Below are 22,301 nucleotides of genomic sequence, written 5' to 3'. Positions count from 1 at the left end.
AGGCCCGCGCCCTTTTCGCGCCGCCATCCGTGGTCTCTCGACCATGCCGCGGCCCGCGAGCCGTCAATCGCCGAGCAGGCGCCGGCCCGTCAAGCGTTCGTGCTCCCGCGCGGCATAACGGTCGGTCATGCCGGCGATGAAGTCCGACACCACGCGCGCGCGCTTCATCTCGTCGCCAGCCATCGCCAGCGCGGCCTGGGCGGGCGGCATCTCGCCAGGAGCCTCGAAATACAGCCGGAACAACTCGCGCACCACCTGCTGGGCAAGCGCCATGGTATGCATGACCCGCTCATGCCGGTACAGCTCGCGAAAGAGAAACTGCTTGAGCTCGAGCGACTGCGCGCTCATCCCGCAAGAAAAGGCCACCATGGCCGGGGACCTGCGCACGTCCTCCACGCTGCGCGGCGCATGCTCGGCAATGGCCTGCGAGGTGGCCGCGATCACGTCATAGACCTGGTCGCTGAGCATGCGGCGTATGGTTTCATTGAGCAGCCGCCGCTGTTCCTGTTGCGGGCGCAGATGCGGAAATTCCTTGAGCGCCTGCTGCCGGTAGCGCTCGAACAAGGGCACGTCGCACAGCTGCTCCATGCCTATGAGGCCCGAGCGCACGCCATCATCGATGTCATGCGCGTTGTAGGCGATCTCGTCGGCCAGATTGCACAGCTGCGCCTCCAGGCTCGGCTGCCAGCCGCGCAGGAAGCGCTCACCGACATCGCCGGGCTCGCGCCGCTCCATCAACTGCGCATTGCGGCGCGAGCAATGCTTGAGAATGCCCTCGCGCGTTTCAAAGGTGAGATTCAATCCGTCGTAATCCGGATAGCGCTCCTCCAGCGTGTCCACCACCCGCAGGCTCTGCAGGTTGTGCTCGAAACCGCCGTAATCCCTCATGCACTCGTTGAGCGCATCCTGCCCCGCATGCCCGAAAGGCGTATGCCCCAGGTCGTGCGCAAGGCAGACGGCTTCGACCAGGTCTTCGTTCAGTTGAAGCGACCGGGCGATCGAACGGCCCAGTTGCGCCACCTCCAGCGAGTGTGTGAGGCGCGTGCGGAACAGGTCGCCCTCATGATTCAGAAAGACCTGCGTTTTATAGACAAGCCGGCGGAATGCGGTGGAGTGGACGATCCGGTCTCGATCGCGCTGAAACTCCGATCGCGTGGGCGCGGGAGCCTGCGTATGCCGCCGTCCCCTGCTCTGGGCCGGGTGACAGGCATGGGCAGCGAGAAACACATGGGGTTGATGCAACGCTCTTGGCTCCTTCTCGATGCCGTTGGAATCCATTCAATGCCAGCTTGATGGCCTGAGCCCGCGCGCTTCGCGGCCTCAGGCGCAGCAGGCGTCGATCACCTCGCGCACCAGGGCGTCCGGCGCCGGCTTCACGACCGCCTTGCCGGGCCCGTCGATCAGCACGAAACGGATCTCGCCGGCCTCGGACTTTTTGTCGACGCGCATGAGCTGCAGATAGCGGCCGGCATTGTCCGCCTCGTCAATGCGCGGGCCGCGCACCGGCAGGCCAGCTCGCACGATCAGCGCGCGCAGGCGTTCGACGAAGGCGGCATCCACCATGCCGAGCCGCCTGGACAACTCGCCCGCCATCACCATGCCGGCAGCCACGCCCTCGCCATGCAGCCAGGTGCCGTAGCCCATGCCCGCTTCGATCGCATGGCCGAAGGTGTGGCCGAAATTGAGGATCGCGCGCAGGCCGGCCTCGCGCTCGTCCTGCCCCACCACCCAGGCCTTGATCTCGCAGCTGCGCTTGACCGCGTGGGCCAGCGCCGCGCGATCTCGCCTGAGCAGCGCGTCCATGTTCGTCTCGAGCCAGGAGAAGAACTCCATGTCGTAGATCGGGCCGTACTTGATGATTTCCCCGATGCCCGCGGCAAGCTCGCGCTGCGGCAAGGTATCCAGTGTGTCCAGATCGCACACCACCAGTTGCGGCTGGTAGAAGGCGCCGATCATGTTCTTGCCCAGCGGATGGTTGATCGCCGTCTTGCCGCCGACGGAAGAGTCCACCTGCGCGAGCAGGGTCGTGGGCACCTGCACGAACGGCACGCCGCGCATATAGCTCGCGGCGGCAAAACCGGTCATGTCGCCGATCACGCCCCCGCCCAGGGCAAACAGCACGGTCTTGCGATCGGCCCCGTTCTCGAGCAGCACGTCAAAGATCTTCTGCAGCGTCTGCCAATTCTTGTGCTCCTCGCCGTCGGGGAGAACCACGATGTGGACGATGCCGTACTTGTGCTTCAGCGCCGCCAATAACCGGTCCGCATACAGCGGCGCCACAGTCTCATTGCTGACGATCAATGCCGATGTGCCTTTTGGCAAGGCGGGGTGAGCGCCCAGGGCATCCAGGAGCTGGCTGCCAATATCGATGAAATAGCTGCGCTCCTGCAACGGAATCTCGACGGAAACGGGGACCATGGGATGAGAGGCTTCTGGGATGGGTGGACTTGCTTCCATGATGGGAGTGTATGGCACATCGCCATCCACCCGCATCGAACGGAAGCGCCGCAGGAGCGTTGCCAAGTAAAAAAAGCCCCGGAAAATTTCCGGGGCTTTTCAGCTGGCTGGCCCGGCTGGAATACCAGCCGTTCAATCAGTACGCAGCCGTTGCCTCATGGGCACTTCTGGGTGGATCCAGCGCTCAGCGTAAAGGAGACGCGCTTGGTCGCAGTGACACTGCCGCTCGTCGCGGTCACCAGGAAGCCGACGGCTCCGCAGGCGGCGCCCGTGGTGGTTTCCGTGCCGCTGTCCGCATCAACCGTGGTGGTGCTCGTCGGAGTTCCGCTGACAAAGCCATAGCTTCCGCTCGAGCTGCCCGACAGCCATGCAGGCAGTCCGGAGAAGGTCCAGACGACCGGGACCGAACTGTCGCCACCGGTAGCGGAGAACGCGTACTGGTACATCGAGCCCATGGTCGCATTGGGGATCAGGCAGACATTGTTGATGTCGCCGGAGCAGCCGCTGAGATTGATGTTCAGGGCATCCACCACGGCATCGCCGCTGACCGTGAAAGTCGTGTTCTTCTGAACCGACGCGCCAGCGCTGTCCGTCACCTTGATGACCACCTGGAAGCTGCCCGGCGTCTTCACCGCAGGCGTGCCGGAAATCAGGCCCGTGCTGCTGTTGAGCTTCAGTCCCGTCGGCAGGCCGGTGATTGCCCATGTGTACGGCGCATTGCCGCCCGAAGCCTCCAGCACGTAGCTGTAGGGCATTCCGTTGACGGCCGCCGCGGGGCTGTCCGTCACCAGCGCAAGCGGATCGGACGAAACCAGATTCGCATAGGCGCTCACGACAACATACGAAGTGATTGCCTCCTGGATGCCGTTGGCGACATTGTTGTCCGAACGGTCGGCCACGAGCTGCAGCAGGATCGGGCCTTCATAGCGGCCGCTTTGCAGCGAGAACTGCGCCGTGCCGCCCACGCTTTGCACCTGCACGGAGCTGCCCTTCTGCGAGCCGGAAACCACTTGTGCGCCGATGCTGGCGTCAGTGCTGGAGCTGCTCAGGGGCAGCACGCTGACTTGCAGGTTGGCCGCTGTCGGGTTGGGGATCGCCTGGTTGGCGTCGTCATAGATCGTCGCCTGCACGGCAACACTGTTGGGCAGGTTCACCAGATTGGTGCTCGTACCCAGATTCGTGCCCGCCTGCGCCTGCCCGATCACCCAGGCCGGCTTGCCTGTCGCGGCTCCGACGGTGATGTCGACGCTTGCCTTGTAAATCTTCTGGTCGCGCGGATCGGTCACCGAGCATTCGATGCGTGCCGTTCCGGCCGTGTTCGATGCATGGAAATGGAATGAATTTCCGCCGGTGTTCGAACCCAGCGTGATGCTGCGGAACGCGCCTTCGGTTTCGCCGTCCAGGTAATAGAGGGCGCCGGAATCCAGACCCGCAACCATGTTGCAGCCGAAGATGTCATCCCCGCCCGGAATAGGCTGGCCGCCGGTTTCCGCGTTCACATACAACGTGGTGGTATAGGGCGCATAGGCACCGATGCCCGCGACATTGTTGGCGGGGTCGATATTGATCGGCAACTGGGTCTTGTCGGCTCGCAGCGTAATGCTGTACTGCTGCGCAGAAGTCCCCCCGCTGCCACCACCACCGCCACACGCGGCCAACGCCGCTGCGACCAGCAGCGACGACAATTTCAAGATTTTCTTCATCTTTCCTACCTTACAAATTAACGGACTGGCCCGCGGTCAGAGATCACCTTGGGAGTAATGAACACAAGCACTTCGTTCTTGGTCGATTCACGTGTACGGTTCTTGAACAGATTGCCCAATACCGGCACGTCGCCCAAGAACGGGATCTTGTTTTCCTGGCTCGTTTCTTCCATGGTGAAAATACCGCCGATGACCACCGTGCCGCCGTTTTCAACCAGCACCTGCGTCGTCACGTGCTTCGTGTCGATGGCCACACCCTGGGTCGTGGTCTCGCCGCGGCTGTCCTTGTTGACATCCAGATCGAGAATGATGTTTCCCTCGGGAGTGATCTGAGGCGTGACCTCCAGCTTCAGGACGGCTTTCTTGAACGAAATGGTCGTCGCGCCATTGGGCGCCGTCACGGTATAGGGATACTCGGTGCCTTGCTCGATCAGCGCCTTGGTCTGGTCCGCCGTGATCAGGCGCGGGCTCGAGACGATCTTGCCCTGGCCATCCGCCTCCATGGCCGACAGCTCAAGCGTCAGGAAGCGGTTGGCGGCCGAGTTGAAAATGGAGAGCGCGAAGCTGCCCACGCCCTGGACGTTCGACAGCGAGGCCGGCAGGTTCACGAAATTGCTGGAGTTCGAGGAGTCATAGCTCGATCCCGTCAATCCGGCTGCGGCGTTCGCATTGTTCATGGTCGAACCCAGCGCCAGACGGTTCCCGCCGCCGATGCCGTAGCCGCCGTCGCCGCCATTGGCCGCGCGCAGGTCGCCGCCGCCCAGGCGCACGCCCAGGGATCGGCCGAAAGTATCCCGCGCTTCGACGATGCGCGCTTCGATGAGCACCTGGCGGACCGGCACATCCAGGCTCAGCAGCAACTGCCTGACTTCCTCCAGCTTGCTGGGCGTATCCGTCACGAACAACTGATTGGTGCGAGGCTCCGCGATGGCATGGCCGCGCGAGGTCAGGAAACGGGTGTTCGTCCCTCCGCCGCTGGAGCCGCCGCTGGTGTTCTTGGTGAGCTGGGTCAGCATGTCCGCTGCCTTGGCATAGTTCAGCTGGAACGATTGCGTCCTCAGCGGCTCCAGCTTCTGGATCGCCAGCGCGGCCTCGAAATCCCTCTTGGTGCGCTCGTCGATTTCATCCTTGGGGGCGATCCAGAGCACGGTACCCGACTTGCGCATGCCCAGGCCCTTGGCATCCATGATGATCTGCAGCGCCTGATCCCATGGAACGTCCTTCAGGCGCAGGGTGAGCGCGCCGGTGACAGTGTCCGACGTCACAATATTGAAGTTGGTGAAATCGGCAATCACCTGGAGCAGCGAACGCACTTCGATGTTCTGGAAATTCAGCGACAGCTTCTCACCCGTGTAGCCCGGGCCTTGCGAGAGCTTGTTGAGATCCACCTTCTTCTGGCGCACCTCCACCACGAACTGGTTGTCGCTTTGGTAGGCGCTGTGGGTCCAGTCGCCCACGGAGTCGATCACCATCCGCACGCGCTCGCCATCCTGGCTGCTGCTGATCAGCTGGACCGGCGTGCCGAAGTCGGACACGTCGAGCCGGCGGCGCAGGCCTTCGGGCAGCGACGAGCGCATGAATTCGACGATCAGCGACTTGTTCTGCTGCTTGATGTCCACGCCGACCTGGTTGTTGCTCAGACCCACGACGACGCGCCCCGCGCCATCGCTCCCGCGGCGGAAGTCGATGTCCTTGAGCGGCAGGTTGTCACGATTCTGGTCTTCAGCAAACTTGGTGACGACCGGCGCGGGCACCGAGGCGTTGCCGCCCACCGCCCCCAGGGTCACCAGCAGGCTGTTGCCCTGGATCTCGGTTGAATAAGTCGTCGCCTTCTTCAGGTTGATCACCAGCCGCGAGCGCTCCGCGCCCTGGGCGATATTGGCCGACTTGACATTGCCTTGGTTGATCTCGATGAGGTTCTTGCCCGTGCCGTTGGAGACGCCCGCGAAATCCAGGGCGATTCGCGCGGGAGTCTGGACGACAAATCCCGCCGGAATCTCCGCCAACGGCTCGGAGAGATCGATGCGGACGACTTCCGAGCCGCTTTGCGTGAACCCGGAGACGGACCGGATGACACCGCCCGCCTGCGCAAGCGTTGATCCCATCAAGGCAAACAATGCAATGCCTGCGGTCCAAAGTTTCTCTCGGAGATTATTTTTCTTGCGGATCATTTCTTTCCCTCTGGGCCTTCCTGCAGATCGAGCGTTGCCGGCCGTTCAATCCAGTCTCCGGTCGGGTCCTGGACAATTTCTCTCAAATGAACGTTGGTTTCGGAAATCCTGGTCACCAGGCCGTAGTTCGGACCGAGGTGATTGCCGACGCGCACCTGGTACAGCAGCTTGTCGACCTTGACCAGCGCAATCGGCACGCCGCTCTTGTTCATGCTGCCCACCATCCGGATGGCATCCAGCGGATAGGCCTCCAGCGGCTCCTTGCGCCTGGCCAGCTCCGGCGTGATGAGCGCGGAATTGGCCGAGGCGTTGTTCGAGTCGCGCTTGAGCGCCTGCGTCAGGCGCAGCGACGCAAAAGGGTCCTCGGTGCTGTCGGCCGCATAGTCGGCCGGCACGAATTGCTTGGGCTCTTCGATCGGAGTGACCTTGGGCTTGATGGTCGTGCGCTGCTGCGCCATCCATCCGCGCAGCTCGTTTTCGTCATCCGAAGCGCAGCCGGACAACAGCGCCGCGCACAATGCCAGCCATATCAACGATGCTTGCTGCTTCATCTTTTCTTCTTCCTTGCAGCGTCGGCGGCCTTCTTCTGTTCGGCTATCTCATCCTGGTCAAGATAGCGGAACGTCTTGGCGATCGCATCCATGGCCAGCACCCCGCTGCCGTCCTTGCTCACCGGGTTGATCGCCAGGTTGTTGAGCGTCACGATGCGCGAGAGGTTGGCGATGTCCGCGGCGAACGCGCCCATGTCCGGATACTTGCCGGTCACGCGCACGGTGATGGGCAGCTCCGCGTAATAGTCCTTCAGCACGACCTGCCCCGGCCGGAACGTCTCGAACTGCAGGCTGCGGCCCAATCCCGCCTGATTGATGTCCGACAGCAGCGCGGACATCTCCGCCTTGCTCGGCAATTGCTTCTCGAGCTGCGTCACGTACTGCTGGACCTGCTCGCGCTGCTTCTTCAACTGCTCAAGGCTGATCGCCTTGGTCAGCTTCTTGGTGTAGTCATCGCGCAGCGTCAGTTCCCTGGCCTGCTCCGCCTGGAGTTGGTCCTCGGCATCCTGCAACCACATGTACCAGCCGATGCCCACCACTGCGGCGGCAATCACCAGGCACAAGAGAATCTTGGGCAGGATGGGCCACAGTGACGGGTCCTTGGGGTCGAGATTGGAAAACTGCCGTTGCAGCTTGTCCTGGACCTGCGAGAAATCCAGCTTCGGGGTGCGTTTACTAGCCATTCGCTTTCCCCTTCGGCTGCTTGGCCTTTTCCACCTTGGCCGCCTTGCTCGCCTTCTCAGCGTCCTCCGCCTCTTTCTTGAGGTCTGATGCGCGCATCAGGCGAAAGCGGATCTTGAACGAGGCGACCCGGCGCACATCCTTGGGCGCGATGGTCGCGTTCGCAGCCACGATTTCCAGAAGCTCCGGCTTGGTGAACCACGGGGTATTGCTCGAGAGATTGCGCAGCAGCTCGGAGACGCGCTCGTTGGACTGCGCCATGCCCTGCATCTCGACCAGTTGATTGGTCTGCTTGACGCTGGTGATGTAGACGCCGTCGGGCATCTGCGCCACCAGCTCCGTCAACAGATACACGGGCAGATTGCGGTCGGCCTGCAAGTCTTCCACGGCCTTCTGGCGCGCGCGCAAGGCCGTGATCTCGCTTTCGATGGTTGCGATTTCCTTGATCTGGTCGTCCAGCACCTTGATCTCGCGCTGCAGGAACGCGTTGCGGGCCTGCTGGCCCTCGATCTGGTTCTGGAACCACCAATAGACACTCCCTGCAATGGCCGCGCCAAGCAGGGCGGCCAACACCATGGTGACCTGAAACGCTTCTTTCCGGCGCTTCTTCGCAGCTTCCCGATGGGGAAGCAGATTGATCAATATCACTGCAGAAACCTCCGCATCGCCAATCCGCATGAAGTCAGATAGGTCGGCGCCTCTCGCACCATTTTCTTCAGGCGCACCGAGCCGGCGATTTCCATGCCGTCGAAAGGATTGACGGTGGAACACGCGAAGCCGGTGCTTCTGGTCACTGCCTCCGTCAGGCCCGCCAGCGGGGCGGAACCGCCGGCAAGCATGATGTGATCGACGCGGTTGTAGGGCGTGCTGGAGAAAAAGAACTGCAGCGCGCGCGAGACCTCCTGCGCCAGGCTGTCCACGAAAGGACGCTGAACCGCCGGCAGATAGTCATCGGGCAGGTCGCCGCTGCGCTTCTTGGATTCCGCCTCCTCCTGGGAGAAACCATACTGGCGGACGATGAGCTGGGTGAGCTGCGCGCCGCCGAATGCCTGGTCACGGTCGTACAGCACCTCGTCGTTGCGGAGCACCTGCATGCTCGTGGTCATCGCGCCGATTTCGAACAGCGCCACGACGGCGTCCCTGCCCTTGTTGGGCAACGATTCGACGAGCCGGCTCGCAGCCATGCGGGAAGCATTGGATTCGATGTCCACGACCACCGCCTTCAGGCCAGCGGCCTCCGCCAGCCCCTGGCGGTCCTGGACTTTTTCCTTGCGCGATGCGGCGATCAGCACATCGACGTCCTCGGGCGTGGATTTGTTCGGCCCGATCACGCAGAAGTCCAGGCTCACCTCATCGAGCGAAAACGGAATGTACTGGTTGGCCTCGGACTCGACCTGGACCTCCATCTCCTGCTCGCTCAAGCCGCCAGGCAGAGTGATCCGCTTGGTGATGACCGCCGAGGATGGCAGCGCCAGGGCGACATGCTTGGTCTTGGTGCCGCTTTTCTTGACGAGACGGCGAATGGCCTCGGCCACCTCGTCGAATTTCTCAATGTTTCCGTCTGTAATCCAGCCGCGCTCGATCTGCTCGATGGCGCAGCGCTCCAGAACCAGCTTCCCCCCTTTGTCACGACCCAACTCCACGAGCTTGACACTGGACGAGCTAATGTCTATCCCAAGCAAAGGGGCAGACTGCCGACCAAAAATAGACCCCATTGCTATCAAGACCGCCTCCCATAGAACCTACCCATATATCGCAACAAAACTTAACATCTCATAGGAATGCTATCAGCAAGGAATTGGCTGGCAAAGAGTTTTAGACAGTGATAGTGATCTACCCGTTGTCAAAAGCAGACGGTTACCTCTGACACAAACCGGATAAACATCACCGGAATTTTCTCCAGCACACGATGTAACGCTGCTCAAAATGGCAGTTTTTATAATGTCGGGCTATCCTGTGGATGCCTATGTCTCGAACCGAAACTCCTTCGCCCGCCAAAAATACTCCCAAGCCCCACCGCTCAGCGCTTTCATGGATCCTGCGCATCGTCGCGTGGATCGTGGGGATTGCCGCAGCCGGTGCGTTGGCGGGAGCGATCGTGCTGGCAATTGGGTTGGCCATGGCCTATCCCAACTTGCCGGACATCTCCCAACTGGCTGACTATCGCCCAAAACTTCCGTTAAGGGTTTATTCCCAGGAGGGTGCATTGCTGGGTGAATTCGGGGAAGAACGCCGGAATCTGACACCCATCAATGAAATCCCGGATGTCATGAAGAACGCCGTCCTGGCCATCGAGGACTCCAGATTCTTCGAGCACAGCGGCGTGGACTACAAGGGCATGGCGCGTGCCGCCCTTGCCAACCTCGGCAAGGTCAAGAGCCAGGGCGCATCGACCATCACCATGCAGGTCGCGCGCAATGTCTATCTTTCCTCGGAGAAAACCTTCACCCGGAAGATCTACGAGATCCTGCTGACATTCAAGCTCGAGCACCTGCTGACCAAGAATCAGATCCTCGAGATCTACATGAACCAGATCTATCTGGGAAATCGCGCCTACGGGTTTTCCGCCGCGGCCGAAACCTATTTCGGCAAGCCGCTCAAATCCATCACCATCGCGGAAGCCGCCATGCTCGCAGGGCTGCCCAAGGCCCCGTCCGCGTACAACCCGATCAGCAACCCCAAGCGCGCGCGTGTGCGCCAGCTCTACATCATCGAGCGCATGCAGGAAAACGGCTTCATCACGGCCGAGCAGGCGGCGCAGGCCAAGAGCGAAGACCTGAAGCTGCGTTCCGGAAACGATGACACCCGCGTCCACGCGGAATACGTGGCCGAGATGGTGCGCCAGATCATCTTCGCGCAATACGGCAACGAGGCCTACACGCGCGGCCTGAACGTCTACACCACGCTCAATGCGGGCGACCAGGAAGCTGCCTACCTGGCGCTGCGCAAAGGCATCATGGACTATGAGCGCCGCCAGCACTACCGCGGGCCGGAACGCTTCGTCGAGCTGCCAACGGAAGCGGGCGAGGCCGAGGACGCGATCGACGACGCGCTGGCCAACCACCCGGACAACGGCAACGTACTGGCCGCCGTGGTGCTGGAGGCGTCCCCCAGGAAAGTGATCGTGGCGCGCGCCAACGGCGAGCCCATCACCATCACCGGCGACGGCCTCAAGCCGGTCCAGTCCGGCCTCAGCGACAAGGCGCCGCCCAACATCAAGCTGCGGCGCGGCGCCATCGTGCGTATCGTGCAGACCCCCAAGCAATCGTGGGAAATCACGCAATTGCCCGAGGTGGAAGGGGCCTTCGTGGCGTCCGATCCGCGCACCGGAGCCATCAAGGCGCTGGTCGGCGGCTTCGACTTCGACAAGAACAAATTCAACCACGTCACCCAGGCATGGCGGCAGCCGGGCTCGAGCTTCAAGCCCTTCGTCTATTCGGCCGCACTGGAAAAAGGCTTCTCTCCGGCCACCGTCATCAACGATGCCCCGCTCTTCTTCAGCGCGGGCGTGACCGGCGGACAGCCCTGGGAGCCCAAGAACTACGACGGACGCTATGACGGACCGATGACCATGCGCGCCGGCCTGGCCCGCTCCAAGAACCTGGTGTCCATCCGCATCCTGCAGGCCGTCGGGCCCAAGTTCGCGCAGAGCTGGGTCACCCGCTTTGGCTTCGACGCCGACAAGCAGCCCCCCTATCTGACCATGGCGCTGGGCGCGGGCTCGGTAACCCCGATGCAGATGATGACCGGCTACTCCGTCTTCGCCAATGGCGGCTATCGTGTCAACCCCTACCTCATCGCCCGCGTCACCGACCACCGCGGCCACGTGATCTCCGAGGTGCAGCCGCCGTCGCTCGCCGACTCCGAACGCGCCATCGACGCACGCAACGCGTACATCATGGACAGCCTGCTTCAGGAAGTCGCCCGCTCCGGCACCGCCGCCCGCGCGCAGGCCACGCTCAAGCGCCCCGACATCTACGGCAAGACAGGTACGACCAACGATGCATTCGACGCCTGGTTCGCCGGCTTTCAGCCCACCAACGTGGCGGTCGCGTGGATCGGCTACGACACGCCGCGCAATCTGGGCAGCCGCGAAACGGGCGGCGGCCTGAGCCTGCCGGTCTGGATCACCTACATGGAGCGCGCGCTCAAGGGCGTGCCGGTCTCCGAACCCACGGTGCCGCCCGGCTTGGTGAATGTGAGCGGCGACTGGATGTACGAGGAATACGCCCGCAGCGGCGGCGTGACCAGCATCGGCCTGGATGCTGGCGGCGCGGCGTCCGGCGTCGCGCCTACAGCGCCCCCGCCCGCGGAAGAACGCAGCAAGATCCTGGACCTCTTCAGGAACTGATGCTCAGAGCGGCACGCAGCGTCCGGTTTTCAGCCCTTGAAAACCAGCGCCTGCCCCGCCTGCGCGCTGGCATCGCGGCTCAGTTCCTCGAAGAATTCGCCGCCGCCCTTGGTGTCGCGCCACACCTGGCCGTCGAACTTGTAGTGATAGCCCCCGCTTTGCGCGGCCATCCAGATCTCATGCAGCGGCTTCTGCAGATTGACGACGATCTGACTGCGGTTGCGGAAAGTGATGGTCACCAGCCCGCCGGAACGCTGGCTGTCCAGATCGGCGTCCGTGTTTTCGTTGATATCGTCGCAGCGCTCCTCGATGGCCAGGAGGACTTTTTCCGCGCGATCCATGAATTCAAGGTCAGTCATTACAATTCGAATATGTTGAAATCTTGCCAAATTCTAGTCAGGACGATTGTCCTTGGCGGGATTGCGGTGGTCGCCACAGCCTGCGGGCAGCGCGGGCCACTGTACCTGCCCACCGAACCAGCCGCCACCCACCGCGCGACGCTGCCCGAAACGCTGAACCCCACCCGGGACTCATCACCCGACACCCAGGCACCCGCGCCCGCCGCGCCCTCTCCCGCAGTCCCTGCGTCGGCAGACAAATAATGGCATCTGCGCTCAAAAGTTGACATTCCATGCACATTCGTCGGCAATATTGCAGACGCATCTTCATCAGTCAAAAGTTATATTGATTAACATCAATATAATTCTGTTGCATTCGGCATAGATTCCGGCTTTCGACTCAAGGCCGCCTTCATGTCACTGGAACCCGTAGAACTTTATCGAGACAAGCGCCATATCTGCCTGATGTTCTCGGACCTCATCGAAGAAGACGGGGCCGCCGTCCAGGCGAACCAGTTCCTGATCGTGGACGGAGACACCGGAGCGATCATCGATCCAGGCGGGAATCTCGCCTTCAATGAGCTGTTCATGGGCATGACGAAGTACTTCGCGCCCAACAAGCTCTCCTACCTCATCGCATCCCACGCCGATCCGGACATCATCGCCTCACTGGACCGGTGGATGACCAGCACCAGGGCGCAACTGGTCATCTCCCGCATCTGGGAGCGTTTCGCGCCCCACTTCACCAAGGTCGGCAAGACCGAGAACCGCGTGATCGGCGTACCCGATCAGGGCGCCCATCTGCCGCTTGGACAATCCCAGCTGCACATCCTTCCCGCTCACTTCATGCATGCGGAAGGCAATTTCCATTTCTACGACCCCATCAGCAAAATCCTGTTCAGCGGCGACCTGGGCGTATCCATGATGTCGGGCACCGAAGCGCGCAGCCCCGTCACGGATCTGCTGCCGCACATCGCGCGCATGGAGGGCTTCCACAAGCGCTACATGGTGTCCAACAAGATCCTGCGGCTTTGGACCCGCATGGCGCGCCAGCTCGACGTCGCCATGATCGTTCCGCAGCACGGCGCACCGATCATGGGCCAGCAGGCCATCCAGGATTTCTACAACTGGCTTGACGGGCTGTCCTGCGGCATCGACCTGTTCGACGAGCGCAACTACCAGTTGCCCAGCGGCAGGATCGACCCGATCGCGCGGCAATACATCGCCTGAACCAGGCACATCGCCTCACCTGTCCCGCCGGCAGGAGGCCGGATCAGGCGGTTTTCGGCGTGGAGCTCCTGAACCGCCAGAGCAGGCGCGCCAGCAGCAGCGCCGCGATGATCAGCGCGTACACGATGACCTCGGCAAAGTTGTGCTTGCCCGCTCGCATCCAGAAGAAATGCAGCAACGCAAGCGCGGCGATGGCGTAGATCGACCGGTGCAGCATCTGCCAGCGCCGGCCGCCCATGCGCCGCACTGCCGATTTCGGAGAAGTCGCCGCCAGCGCCGTGAGCAATGCGAACGCCATGAAACCCACCAGGATGAAGGGCCGCTTGGCAATGTCGCGCAGCAGCTCGGGCCACTCGAAACCCATGTCGAACCAGGCATACGAGAACAGGTGCAGGCTCGCATAGAAATAGACGAAAAGCCCCAGCATGCGCCGAAACCTCGCAAGCTGCGGCACGGCAAGCCATTGGCGCAATGGCGTGACGGCCAGCACCACGCACAGCATGCGAAGAGTCCAGTCACCGGTTGAGCGCACCAGCGCTTCGGCTGGATTGGCGCCCAGCAAATCATTGAAGGCCGCGTAGAGCAGCCATGCGACGGGCAACAGGCACAGCGCGAACACCAGCGGCTTGGCGGCCGCGTGGCGAAGCAGCAGATCCAGCCCATGGCGGCCCGCGGCGAGAGGCATCGGGGATTTCCGCATCGGTTTGCGCATCAGCCGGTAGCGCCCCAACGCCGACGCCCGCGAGGCTCCGCCGCGATCGACGCGCTGGCCGGCTGCGGCGGCGGCTCAGCCTCAGTAATACTTCTTGAGGTCCATTCCCGCATAGAGCTGGCCCACCTGCGCTTCGTAGCCGTTGAACATCAGGGTCTTGCGCTTTCTCGCGAAGAGCCCGTCCTCGCCGATCCGCCGCTCCGTGGCCTGGCTCCAGCGCGGATGGTCCACATCCGGGTTCACGTTGGAGTAAAAACCGTACTCGTTCTTCGCGGCCTTGTTCCAGGCCGTGCCGGGCTCCTTGTCGGTGAGCACGATCTTCACGATGCTTTTGGCGCTCTTGAAACCATACTTCCAGGGCACGACGATCCGTACCGGCGCTCCGTTCTGCTTGGGAAGCACCTCGCCGTACATGCCGAACGTCAGCAGCGTGAGCGGATGCATGGCCTCGTCCAGGCGCAACCCCTCGGTGTAGGGCCAGTCCAGCACGCGCGAGCCCACGAAAGGCATGGTGACCTTGTCCGCCAGGGTGACGAATTCCACGTACTTCGCCGATGGCGCTGGCTCCACGCGCCTGATCAGCTCCGAGAGCGAATAGCCAATCCAGGGAATCACCATGGACCAGCCCTCCACGCAGCGCAGCCGGTAGATACGTTCCTCCTGCGCGCTGAGCCTGAGCAGTTCTTCGATGTCGAATGTCCTGGGCTTGCCAACCAGTCCCGCCACTTCCACCTTCCACGGCCTGGTGCGGAGCGTGCCGGCGTTGCGCGCGGGATCGGCCTTGTCGGTGCCGAACTCGTAGAAATTGTTGTATGTGGTGGCGTCCTTGTAGGCCGTGGGCTTTTCCATCGTCGCGGCGCCAGGCACCTGCGAACGCACGGCGGGCAAGACAGCCAGCCTGCCCGATGGCCCGTGGCCCTGAACATCCGAGGAAGAGGCAGCAAGCGTATCCGCCGGCAGCAGGCTCAATACGCCGGAAGCCGCCGCGCCGCCCGCCACCATGGCCTGCATGAAACGGCGGCGCTGTTCATATACCTCGCGCGGCGTGATGTCCGATGGGCCTAGGCCGCTGCAACCATTGTCCCGGAGCTGAATCAACATGACATTTGCCTCCATGCATCGATCTGTGCATTCATCCCACGCGAAAAGACGTGGAATACTCCATGGAGTCAGCCGCCCGGCTCAAAGTTCACCGTAGCTGTGCAACCCGCTCAGGAACATGTTCACGCCCAGGAAAGCGAACGTGGTCACGGCCAGGCCCGCCAGGGCCCACCAGGCGGACATCGTGCCGCGCAGGCCTTTCATCAGGCGCATGTGCAGCCAGGCTGCATAGTTCAGCCAGACGATCAGCGCCCAGGTCTCCTTCGGGTCCCAGCTCCAGTAACCGCCCCAGGCTTCGGCCGCCCACAGCGCGCCCAGCACGGTGGCGATGGTGAAGAACGCAAAACCGACGGCAATCGCCTTGTACATCACGTCGTCCAGCACCTCGAGCGCCGGCAAACGCTCCGCGATGGTCTTGCGCGCCAGCAGGATGGACGCGACGATCAATGCGGAAATGCCGAAATAGATCATCCAGTAGGAACTGCCCGTCTGCTGCGTCTGGCGGAAGGCGAGCGGCTCGAAGCACAGCGCCACGCCCAGCAGCCACAGCGGCGCGAGCCTGTACCAGCGGGTCTCGCCGGCCTGCTGCTTGATGAGGTAGGCAAATGCCACCATGGCCGACAGCGCGAACGTGCCGTACCCGATGAAGTTGGCCGGCACATGCAGTTTCATCCACCAGCTCTTGAGGGCCGGCACCAGCGGCTGGATCTGCTGCGCGTCGCGCACCACCGTGTACCAGAGCAGAAAGCCCACTGCCGCGCTCACCACCAGCATCACGAAACCGCCCAACGCGCGCGTCTTGTACTGGCCTTCGAAATAAAGGTAGAACAAGGCCGTCATCCAGCAAAACATGACGAACACTTCATACAGGTTGCTGACTGGGATATGCCCGATATCGGGGCCGATCTGGTAGCTCTCGTACCAGCGGACCATGGTGCCGATCAGCGCCATCGCGACGGCTACCCATGCCACGCGCGAGCCGAGCTTCATCATGGTCTCGCTCTCGCCCCTGATGAACATGCCGATCCAGTAGAACACCGTGCTGATGAAAAACAGCATGCTCATCCAGAGAATGGCGGACTGGCTGGAGATGAAATACTTGAGCAGGAAGACATGGTCAGCCCGCGCCAGGTCACCCGTTCCGTCATTCTGGTAGAGGCCGATGGCGCCCAGCGCGACGACCGCGACCACCAGCATCAAAGAGGCCAGTGGACGCCAGAACCAGCCCAGCCAGATGGCGCATGGCACTGCTCCGATCAGGATGCCTTTCTCGTACACATCCATCGCGTGGCCATAGCGCTGAAGCGCCATCACCCCGCCGGCGAGCACGAGCAACGCGAACACCCAGTCAAACCAGTTGCGGCGCGAGAAATATCCTTCGTCGAGAGTGACGGTGGTGGCCGTAGTCGCGGTATTCATGCTGCATTACCTCCGGAGCTGTTTGTCGTTCCCAACAATTTTCCGCTCAGTTTCTCGAATTCCCTGTCTCCATCCATCGTTTTACGATTCGTGGACAAGGCCATCAGGGCATCCGATCCCTGGTTCCCGGCTGGCGTGAACCAGATCCAGATACGGCGCTCGCGCACATAGAGCATGGCGAACACACCGATGATCAGGAACAGGCAGCCCAGATACACGATATTCTTGCCGGGAGCGCGCGCCACCTGGAACACGCTGGCCTGCACCTGCTCGAAATTCTTCAATTCGAAGAATACCGGCGCAGGATACAGCTGCACGTCGCTGAGCGACAGGACCGACTGAGTCATGAAGGCCTGCGTCGCGGCATCGGGCGGCATCGCGGCCAGACCGGCGTTCTCGCGCGAGATCTGCGCCAGCTCGAACAGCACGCCGTTGAGAATGCGCACCAGCACTTCCCCCGCGCGATTGCGCTCCGCCTCGGGCACGTTGGCTTCGATGAAATCCGATATCGCCTGCAGGCCCACCAGCTTTTGCCCTTCCCGGGTGCTGCCCTCCGCAAAGAGCGTCAGCGCGCGCAGGGCCGACTGCTGCAATTGGGCCGCCAGCTCCGGCCGCTTGTCATCCAGCGCCATCCTGGTATAGCGCTTCACCGCCGCCTCGCGAACGGCCGGATCGTCCAGCGCCGCGCGCAGACGCAGGAAGCCGTCCATGCTTCCTTCGGTATCCACGGGAATGCGCAGGTAGCGGAACGGCTCGGCCGGCGTCTGGCGAACACCCAGCAGATAGACCGGCAGGCCGTCGCCGGTGTCCACCGGCAGCATGTAGTTGACGAATTCCCGCGCCTGGCCGGAGGCATCCCGCAACTTGTAGATGATGCTCGGCCCCACATTGCGCAGGTCGCGTTTGGTGGTGCTCTTGTTGCCCGCGCCCAGCCGCGATTCGATCGAATGCCTGAGGTCGACCTTGCGCACGTCCACCTCCGAGCCCTCGCCGCCGCTGAGGTTTTCCACATTCAACACGCGCAGCGCGGCGAACTCGAGCGTCGCCGGCGAGCCGCCGATGTCCTCGGCCGGCAATTTCAGCGAACCGCCGATTTCACCCTCGACCATGAACGGCTTGATCCCGGTATGGAACGAACGCGCCTGCAACTGCACCTTGGAGCCGCCGTCGTCGAAGCTCGACTGGTAGATCTCCACGCCCTTGTAGCTCGCGGGATGATTCACCTCCACGCGCGTTTCCTTCTTCTCTCCGGTCTGCTTGTCATGGATGACGATCTCGCTGGCGAACAGCTTGGGCATACCGGTGGAGTAGTAGTCCACGATGAATTTCTTGAGCTCGATGGCGAACGGCAGCTCCTGCAGGAGGACTCCGTCGGACTGGCTCAGGATCGCGGTGCTCGACTGCGTTCCCTCGGCCACCAGCAGGTTGCCTCGAAACGTCGGGTTGCGCTCGGACAGGCGATGCCTTTGCGGCACGTCGGAGATCAGGCCGCCGCCTGTGTAGGGTGTCTTGCCGCCCAGCAGCATCTGGGCGCGCACGATCAGATCGCCATCGAACAGCCCGCCCAGGCAAATCAGCACGATCGCGCTGTGCGCAGCGATGTAGCCCAGCTTGTTGGCAGCGCCCGCCTTGGCGGCCAGCATCCATCCCGTGCCAGGCCCCGCCGCCGTGTCGCGCTGCTGCAGCCTGACCTTCCAGCCGCCGGAGACCAGCATCTTCCCCAGGCGCTGGGCCTCGTCCTGCGGCGATCCGGCGAGCTGCGCGCTCGCCTTGTGATGGAAGGAGCGCAGGCTTTTCTCGCGGATGTTTTCCTTATAGGAGCGGATGTCGGCGAGATACTTGGGCGCATGCCGGGCAATGCACAGGGAGGTGCTGACCACCAGGAACGCCAGGATCAGCAGGAACCACCAGGCGCTATAGACGGCGTTGAGCTTGAGCGCCAGGAACAGGTCCGCCCAGAACGGGCCGAACTGGTTCACGTAATTGACCGCCGGCTCATGCTGCTTGAGCACGGTGCCGATCACCGAGGCGATGCAGATCACCGTCAGCAGTGAAATGGCGAATCGCATCGACGCCAGCAGTTCTGTCAGCGAGCGGCCTCTCGGGGAGCCTCGTGACGCGGGGATTTCAGGAGCGGCGTCGGACATGGAATAGGGAGCTGATGAAGAACAAAGGGCGGGCCATCTCCACAAGATGTGCCCGCCCGTATTTGGGTGTGATTATTGGCGGATGGTTCCGTCAATATCTCCCACGGAACCCGAAACGACCTTGAACTACTTTAACGAAGGCCGGCGATGTAATCAGATACCGCCTTGATTTCGCGGTCGTTCAATTTGGCGGCCTCCTGTGTCATGATCAGATTATTGCCGCGCTTGCCGTCGCGGAAATCCATCAATTGCTTGACCGTGTAATCCGCATGCTGGCCGCTGATACGCGGATATTGCGACGGAATGCCGGCACCGTTCGGGCTGTGGCAGCCCGCGCAGGCGGCGATGCTCCGGTCCTGAATGCCGCCGCGGTAGATCTTCTCGCCCAGCGACACCAGTTCCTTGTCCTTGGAGAACCCCGGCTTGGCCTTCTGGGTTGCGAGCCACCAGGAGACGTTGCGCATGTCGTCATCGGACAGCGTGCCAGCCATGCCCTTCATGACCGGGTCGTCGCGCTTGCCGGACTTGAACTCCTGCAACTGCTTGACCAGATATTCGGGGTGCTGCTGCGCGAGAACCGGATTGGCGGCGATCGTGGAGTTGCCATCCGCCGCATGGCAGGCAACGCACAGGGCGAAACTGGCCTCGCCCTTGGCGAGATCGGGCTTGGGCGTTTTCGACGCCGACTCATCGGCAGCAAGTGCGGGAACGGCTGTAGCCACAACCGAAATAGCCATCAGCAAAGAGGCAAGCAACTTCATATCGAGGGTTCTTTTCTTATGAGTGCAAAACCTCACCATTCTACAATGGGGGGCTTTTCGTGCCATCCCTTGGAAACCCGACATATGTCAATAAATCAGCAAGTGCCTATGACAAATTCTTCGAACATAGCACCGGACGCAAAGACGGCAATGGGGTGGATGCATACGGCGCGTTTTCTCACTACCGCGGCCCAACTGGATCAACTCCCCGAAGTGTCCGTTCCAGAAATCGCTTTCGTCGGCCGCTCCAACGCGGGCAAATCCACCTGCATCAATACGCTCACACAGCAAAAGCAGCTTGCATTCGCCTCGAAGAAGCCGGGCCGCACGCAGCACATCAATCTGTTCGCGCTCGGCAAACAGGGCGTGACCGACGCGGTCCTGGCCGACCTTCCGGGCTATGGCTACGCGGCGGTATCGCGCTCGGACAAGCTGCGCTGGCAGCGCGTGATGCTCAACTACCTGGTCAGCCGTCCCAGCCTGACGGCCATCGTGCTGCTGTGCGATCCGCGCCTGGGCCTGACCGAACTGGACGAGGCCCTGCTCGAAGCCGTGCGTCCCAGGGTCGAACAAGGCCTGAAGTTCCTGGTGATCCTGACCAAGGCCGACAAGCTCACCCGCAGCGAACAGGCCAAGGCGCTGTCCATCACCCGGCTGAACGCGGGCGGCGGCGAGGTGCGCCTGTTCTCGGCGCTCAAGAAGCAAGGCGTGGAGGACGTGGCGCAGCTGCTCTGGCAGTGGGCGCATCCGCCCGTTGACCAGGCGGCGCACGCCGATGCCGCGCAGGCGCAGGCGCAGGATCTGCCGCAGGCCGGTGAACCGCCCCAGCAAGGCTGATCCAGCCCCCGGCCCACACCATTTACTTCCTTGCGTAGAACGACGCCTCGCCCTCGGGGCGCGTCTTGAACCGCTTGTGGACCCAGTAGTACTGCGACGGCATCTTCATGATGGCCTCTTGCAGTTCGCGGTTCATGCGCGCTGTGTCGGCCACATGATCCTCGGTCGGGAAATTCTCCCAGGCCGCAGTGAGATGCGCGACGTAGCCATCGGGCGTCATCTCGTTGTAGAGCGCGACCACCTTGGCCTTGCCCAGGCGCGCAAAGCGCGAGAGCGACGGAATGGTGGCGGTGTTGCGCACCGCGAAAAATGGCACGAAGACCGAATCGTTGCGGCCATAGTCCATGTCGGGCAGCAGATACAGCAGCCCTCCCTTTCGCAGGCAGGAGATGATGGGCTTGACGCCATCCGCGCGATTGAGCATGCGCACATTCCCGAAACGCTGGCGCCCCTGCATGAACCATTCGTCCAGCACCGGATCGGGATTGGTCGCGAAGATCGACGTGAACTCGCGCGAGGTATTCAGCGGCAGCGCCAGGCCGCCCGCGTCCATGCTGTAGAAATGCGGCGCGAAGACGATGGTGGGAGTATCCCCGTCAAGCTCGTGGATCGCGCCTTCGAGCCTGACTCGGCTGCGCACCAGTTCTTCCGAGCCGAACCACAGCCAGCTGCGGTCCAGAAAGGTCTGGCAGAACGCCTCGAAGCTCTGCCGGGCGAGCGCCCGGCGCTCGGGCTCGGGCATATCGGGAAAGCAAAGCTCCAGATTGCGCAGCGCGATCCTGCGCCGTTGTCCTGCCAGCGCGAACAGCACACGCCCGACAAACTTTCCAAGGCCGCGCAGCACGGGCAGCGGCAGCTTCGCAAGCACATGCATCAGGCCCACGCCCAGCTTGCTCCAGTTCATGCCTGCTCCTGCTGCGAAGCCGTCGCGGCGGACACCAGCGGATCGACACGCGGCTGCTTGTAACGGCCATAACCCCACAGGTACTGCTCCGGGCATTGGCGAATGGTCCGCTCCATGGCGGCGTTGATTTCCTGCACTGCGACTTCCAACGTTGGCGACAAGGGCGCCTCCAGCTCTTCCAAAAAAAGGTTGTAGCCACGGCCCCACGAGCGGCGCTCGCAGCGCGCGACGATGATGGCCGCGCCCGTCTGCAAGGCAAGACGGGCCGCAAGCGTCATGGTGTAGGCGTCACGCCCGAAAAACGGCGACCATACGCCCAGCCCCTGCGGCGGCACCTGGTCGGGCAGCAAGCCCACGGCATGCCCCTTGCGCAGCGACTTGATCATCTGGCGCACGCCCGCAAGCGTGGTGGGAACGGCGCGAACGCCCGGGCGATTGCGCGCGGTCTCGAGTATCTGCGCCAGCCATGCCTGGCGCGCCGGGCGATACAGCACCGTGATCTCGCCGTGCGTCGCCGCCCACTTGCGCGCCGCATCCTGCACCGACAGCTCGAAGCACCCGATATGCGGCGTCAGGAACAGAATGCCCCTGCCCGCCGCATAGGCCCGCAGGGCCACTTCCTCGTTGACCATCGTGCAGGGCGGCAGCCTGCCCAGCCAGATGCGCGGCATCTCGAACACCATCCGGCCCGCATGCCCCACGGCCGCGTGAACCTGCCCGAAGCCGTACCCCGCCTGCCGCGCATTGGCGATGAAGCGCCTGCGGTACGTGGGCGACAGGGCGAAGGTCACCCAGCCCATGACCGCCCCGAGCAGGTGCAGTAGGCCTATAGGCAATGCGGACAACAGACGAAAGAAGGAAAGCATTAGAATGTGCGCTGTCGCTGAGTTAATGAGCAACTTGCAGAGCGACGTAAAACAAGTCTGCTAAAGCGTTCG

General features: G+C 62.6%; 20 protein-coding genes. 4 read left to right on the top strand and 16 right to left on the bottom strand.

Features of this window, described 5'->3' with window-relative positions:
- Window positions 1-63: 63 nt before the first annotated feature.
- From ABWP92_RS02100 to ABWP92_RS02065, 8 genes are all read right to left on the bottom strand, one after another.
- Window positions 64-1,242, bottom strand: a complete 1,179-nt coding sequence (locus tag ABWP92_RS02100) for a deoxyguanosinetriphosphate triphosphohydrolase (RefSeq protein ID WP_353233685.1) — start codon at window positions 1,240-1,242, stop codon at window positions 64-66.
- A 78-nt stretch (window positions 1,243-1,320) separates the two neighbouring features.
- Window positions 1,321-2,418, bottom strand: a complete 1,098-nt coding sequence (gene aroB, locus ABWP92_RS02095) for a 3-dehydroquinate synthase (protein ID WP_353233684.1) — start codon at window positions 2,416-2,418, stop codon at window positions 1,321-1,323.
- Between the two features lie 194 nt (window positions 2,419-2,612).
- A complete protein-coding gene (locus ABWP92_RS02090) occupies window positions 2,613-4,160 on the bottom strand; it encodes an Ig domain-containing protein (RefSeq protein WP_353233683.1) in 1,548 nt (515 codons plus the stop codon).
- A 17-nt stretch (window positions 4,161-4,177) separates the two neighbouring features.
- Window positions 4,178-6,331: a type IV pilus secretin PilQ gene (locus ABWP92_RS02085; protein WP_353233682.1), complete on the bottom strand. Its 2,154-nt coding sequence runs from the start codon at window positions 6,329-6,331 to the stop codon at window positions 4,178-4,180.
- Window positions 6,328-6,882, bottom strand: a complete 555-nt coding sequence (locus ABWP92_RS02080) for a pilus assembly protein PilP (RefSeq protein ID WP_353233681.1) — start codon at window positions 6,880-6,882, stop codon at window positions 6,328-6,330. Before ABWP92_RS02080 ends, ABWP92_RS02085 begins: the two co-directional genes overlap by 4 nt.
- A complete protein-coding gene (locus tag ABWP92_RS02075) occupies window positions 6,879-7,565 on the bottom strand; it encodes a type IV pilus inner membrane component PilO (protein WP_353233680.1) in 687 nt (228 codons plus the stop codon). Before ABWP92_RS02075 ends, ABWP92_RS02080 begins: the two co-directional genes overlap by 4 nt.
- A complete protein-coding gene (locus ABWP92_RS02070; protein WP_353233679.1) occupies window positions 7,558-8,211 on the bottom strand; it encodes a PilN domain-containing protein in 654 nt (217 codons plus the stop codon). Before ABWP92_RS02070 ends, ABWP92_RS02075 begins: the two co-directional genes overlap by 8 nt.
- Window positions 8,208-9,287: a pilus assembly protein PilM gene (locus ABWP92_RS02065; protein ID WP_353233678.1), complete on the bottom strand. Its 1,080-nt coding sequence runs from the start codon at window positions 9,285-9,287 to the stop codon at window positions 8,208-8,210. The genes ABWP92_RS02070 and ABWP92_RS02065 overlap by 4 nt, the downstream gene beginning before the upstream one ends.
- Before the next feature lie 242 nt (window positions 9,288-9,529).
- Here ABWP92_RS02065 and ABWP92_RS02060 point away from each other — a divergent pair, with 242 nt between their 5' ends.
- The gene (locus ABWP92_RS02060; protein WP_353233677.1) at window positions 9,530-11,914 is read left to right on the top strand and encodes a penicillin-binding protein 1A; all 2,385 of its coding nucleotides are present in this window, start codon (window positions 9,530-9,532) and stop codon (window positions 11,912-11,914) included.
- Between the two features lie 29 nt (window positions 11,915-11,943).
- Here ABWP92_RS02060 and cyaY read toward each other — a convergent pair whose 3' ends face one another.
- Window positions 11,944-12,273, bottom strand: a complete 330-nt coding sequence (cyaY, locus tag ABWP92_RS02055) for an iron donor protein CyaY (RefSeq protein ID WP_353233676.1) — start codon at window positions 12,271-12,273, stop codon at window positions 11,944-11,946.
- A 12-nt stretch (window positions 12,274-12,285) separates the two neighbouring features.
- Between cyaY and lptM the strand changes: the two genes are divergently transcribed.
- Both lptM and ABWP92_RS02045 read left to right on the top strand, forming a co-directional pair.
- Window positions 12,286-12,516, top strand: coding sequence for an LPS translocon maturation chaperone LptM (gene lptM / locus ABWP92_RS02050; protein ID WP_353233675.1), 231 nt, complete (start codon window positions 12,286-12,288; stop codon window positions 12,514-12,516).
- Between the two features lie 150 nt (window positions 12,517-12,666).
- Entirely contained in the window at window positions 12,667-13,482 is an 816-nt protein-coding gene (locus ABWP92_RS02045; protein ID WP_353233674.1) for an oxygen-binding di-iron domain-containing protein, read from the top strand.
- A gap of 43 nt (window positions 13,483-13,525) precedes the next feature.
- Here ABWP92_RS02045 and msrQ read toward each other — a convergent pair whose 3' ends face one another.
- The 5 genes from msrQ to ABWP92_RS02020 all read right to left on the bottom strand — a co-directional run bounded on the left by msrQ (window position 13,526) and on the right by ABWP92_RS02020 (window position 19,622).
- Complete coding sequence (gene msrQ / locus ABWP92_RS02040) at window positions 13,526-14,167, bottom strand: protein-methionine-sulfoxide reductase heme-binding subunit MsrQ (RefSeq protein WP_353233673.1); 642 nt, start codon at window positions 14,165-14,167, stop codon at window positions 13,526-13,528.
- Window positions 14,168-14,275: 108 nt separating this feature from the next.
- Window positions 14,276-15,295, bottom strand: a complete 1,020-nt coding sequence (gene msrP, locus ABWP92_RS02035) for a protein-methionine-sulfoxide reductase catalytic subunit MsrP (RefSeq protein WP_353233672.1) — start codon at window positions 15,293-15,295, stop codon at window positions 14,276-14,278.
- An 81-nt stretch (window positions 15,296-15,376) separates the two neighbouring features.
- Window positions 15,377-16,714: a c-type cytochrome biogenesis protein CcsB gene (gene ccsB / locus ABWP92_RS02030; RefSeq protein WP_353233671.1), complete on the bottom strand. Its 1,338-nt coding sequence runs from the start codon at window positions 16,712-16,714 to the stop codon at window positions 15,377-15,379.
- The gene (locus ABWP92_RS02025) at window positions 16,711-18,861 is read right to left on the bottom strand and encodes a cytochrome c biogenesis protein ResB (protein WP_353233670.1); all 2,151 of its coding nucleotides are present in this window, start codon (window positions 18,859-18,861) and stop codon (window positions 16,711-16,713) included. Before ABWP92_RS02025 ends, ccsB begins: the two co-directional genes overlap by 4 nt.
- 131 nt (window positions 18,862-18,992) lie before the next feature.
- Window positions 18,993-19,622, bottom strand: a complete 630-nt coding sequence (locus ABWP92_RS02020; RefSeq protein ID WP_353233669.1) for a c-type cytochrome — start codon at window positions 19,620-19,622, stop codon at window positions 18,993-18,995.
- 84 nt (window positions 19,623-19,706) lie between these two features.
- Between ABWP92_RS02020 and yihA the strand changes: the two genes are divergently transcribed.
- Window positions 19,707-20,459: a ribosome biogenesis GTP-binding protein YihA/YsxC gene (yihA, locus tag ABWP92_RS02015; RefSeq protein ID WP_502907432.1), complete on the top strand. Its 753-nt coding sequence runs from the start codon at window positions 19,707-19,709 to the stop codon at window positions 20,457-20,459.
- 22 nt (window positions 20,460-20,481) lie between these two features.
- Here the strand turns inward: yihA and ABWP92_RS02010 are convergent, their stop codons facing one another.
- Both ABWP92_RS02010 and ABWP92_RS02005 read right to left on the bottom strand, forming a co-directional pair.
- Window positions 20,482-21,363 (bottom strand): lysophospholipid acyltransferase family protein, encoded by an 882-nt coding sequence (locus ABWP92_RS02010; protein WP_353233667.1) that lies wholly within the window; start codon window positions 21,361-21,363, stop codon window positions 20,482-20,484.
- Window positions 21,360-22,229, bottom strand: a complete 870-nt coding sequence (locus ABWP92_RS02005; protein WP_353233666.1) for a lysophospholipid acyltransferase family protein — start codon at window positions 22,227-22,229, stop codon at window positions 21,360-21,362. Before ABWP92_RS02005 ends, ABWP92_RS02010 begins: the two co-directional genes overlap by 4 nt.
- Window positions 22,230-22,301 lie beyond the last annotated feature (72 nt).

The organism is Diaphorobacter ruginosibacter, assembly GCF_040396215.1.
GTDB classification, from domain to species: Bacteria; Pseudomonadota; Gammaproteobacteria; order Burkholderiales; family Burkholderiaceae_C; genus Diaphorobacter_A; species Diaphorobacter_A ruginosibacter_A.
Note: the sequence above shows the minus strand (reverse complement) of the source record. Positions and strands in the feature narration are given on the sequence as shown.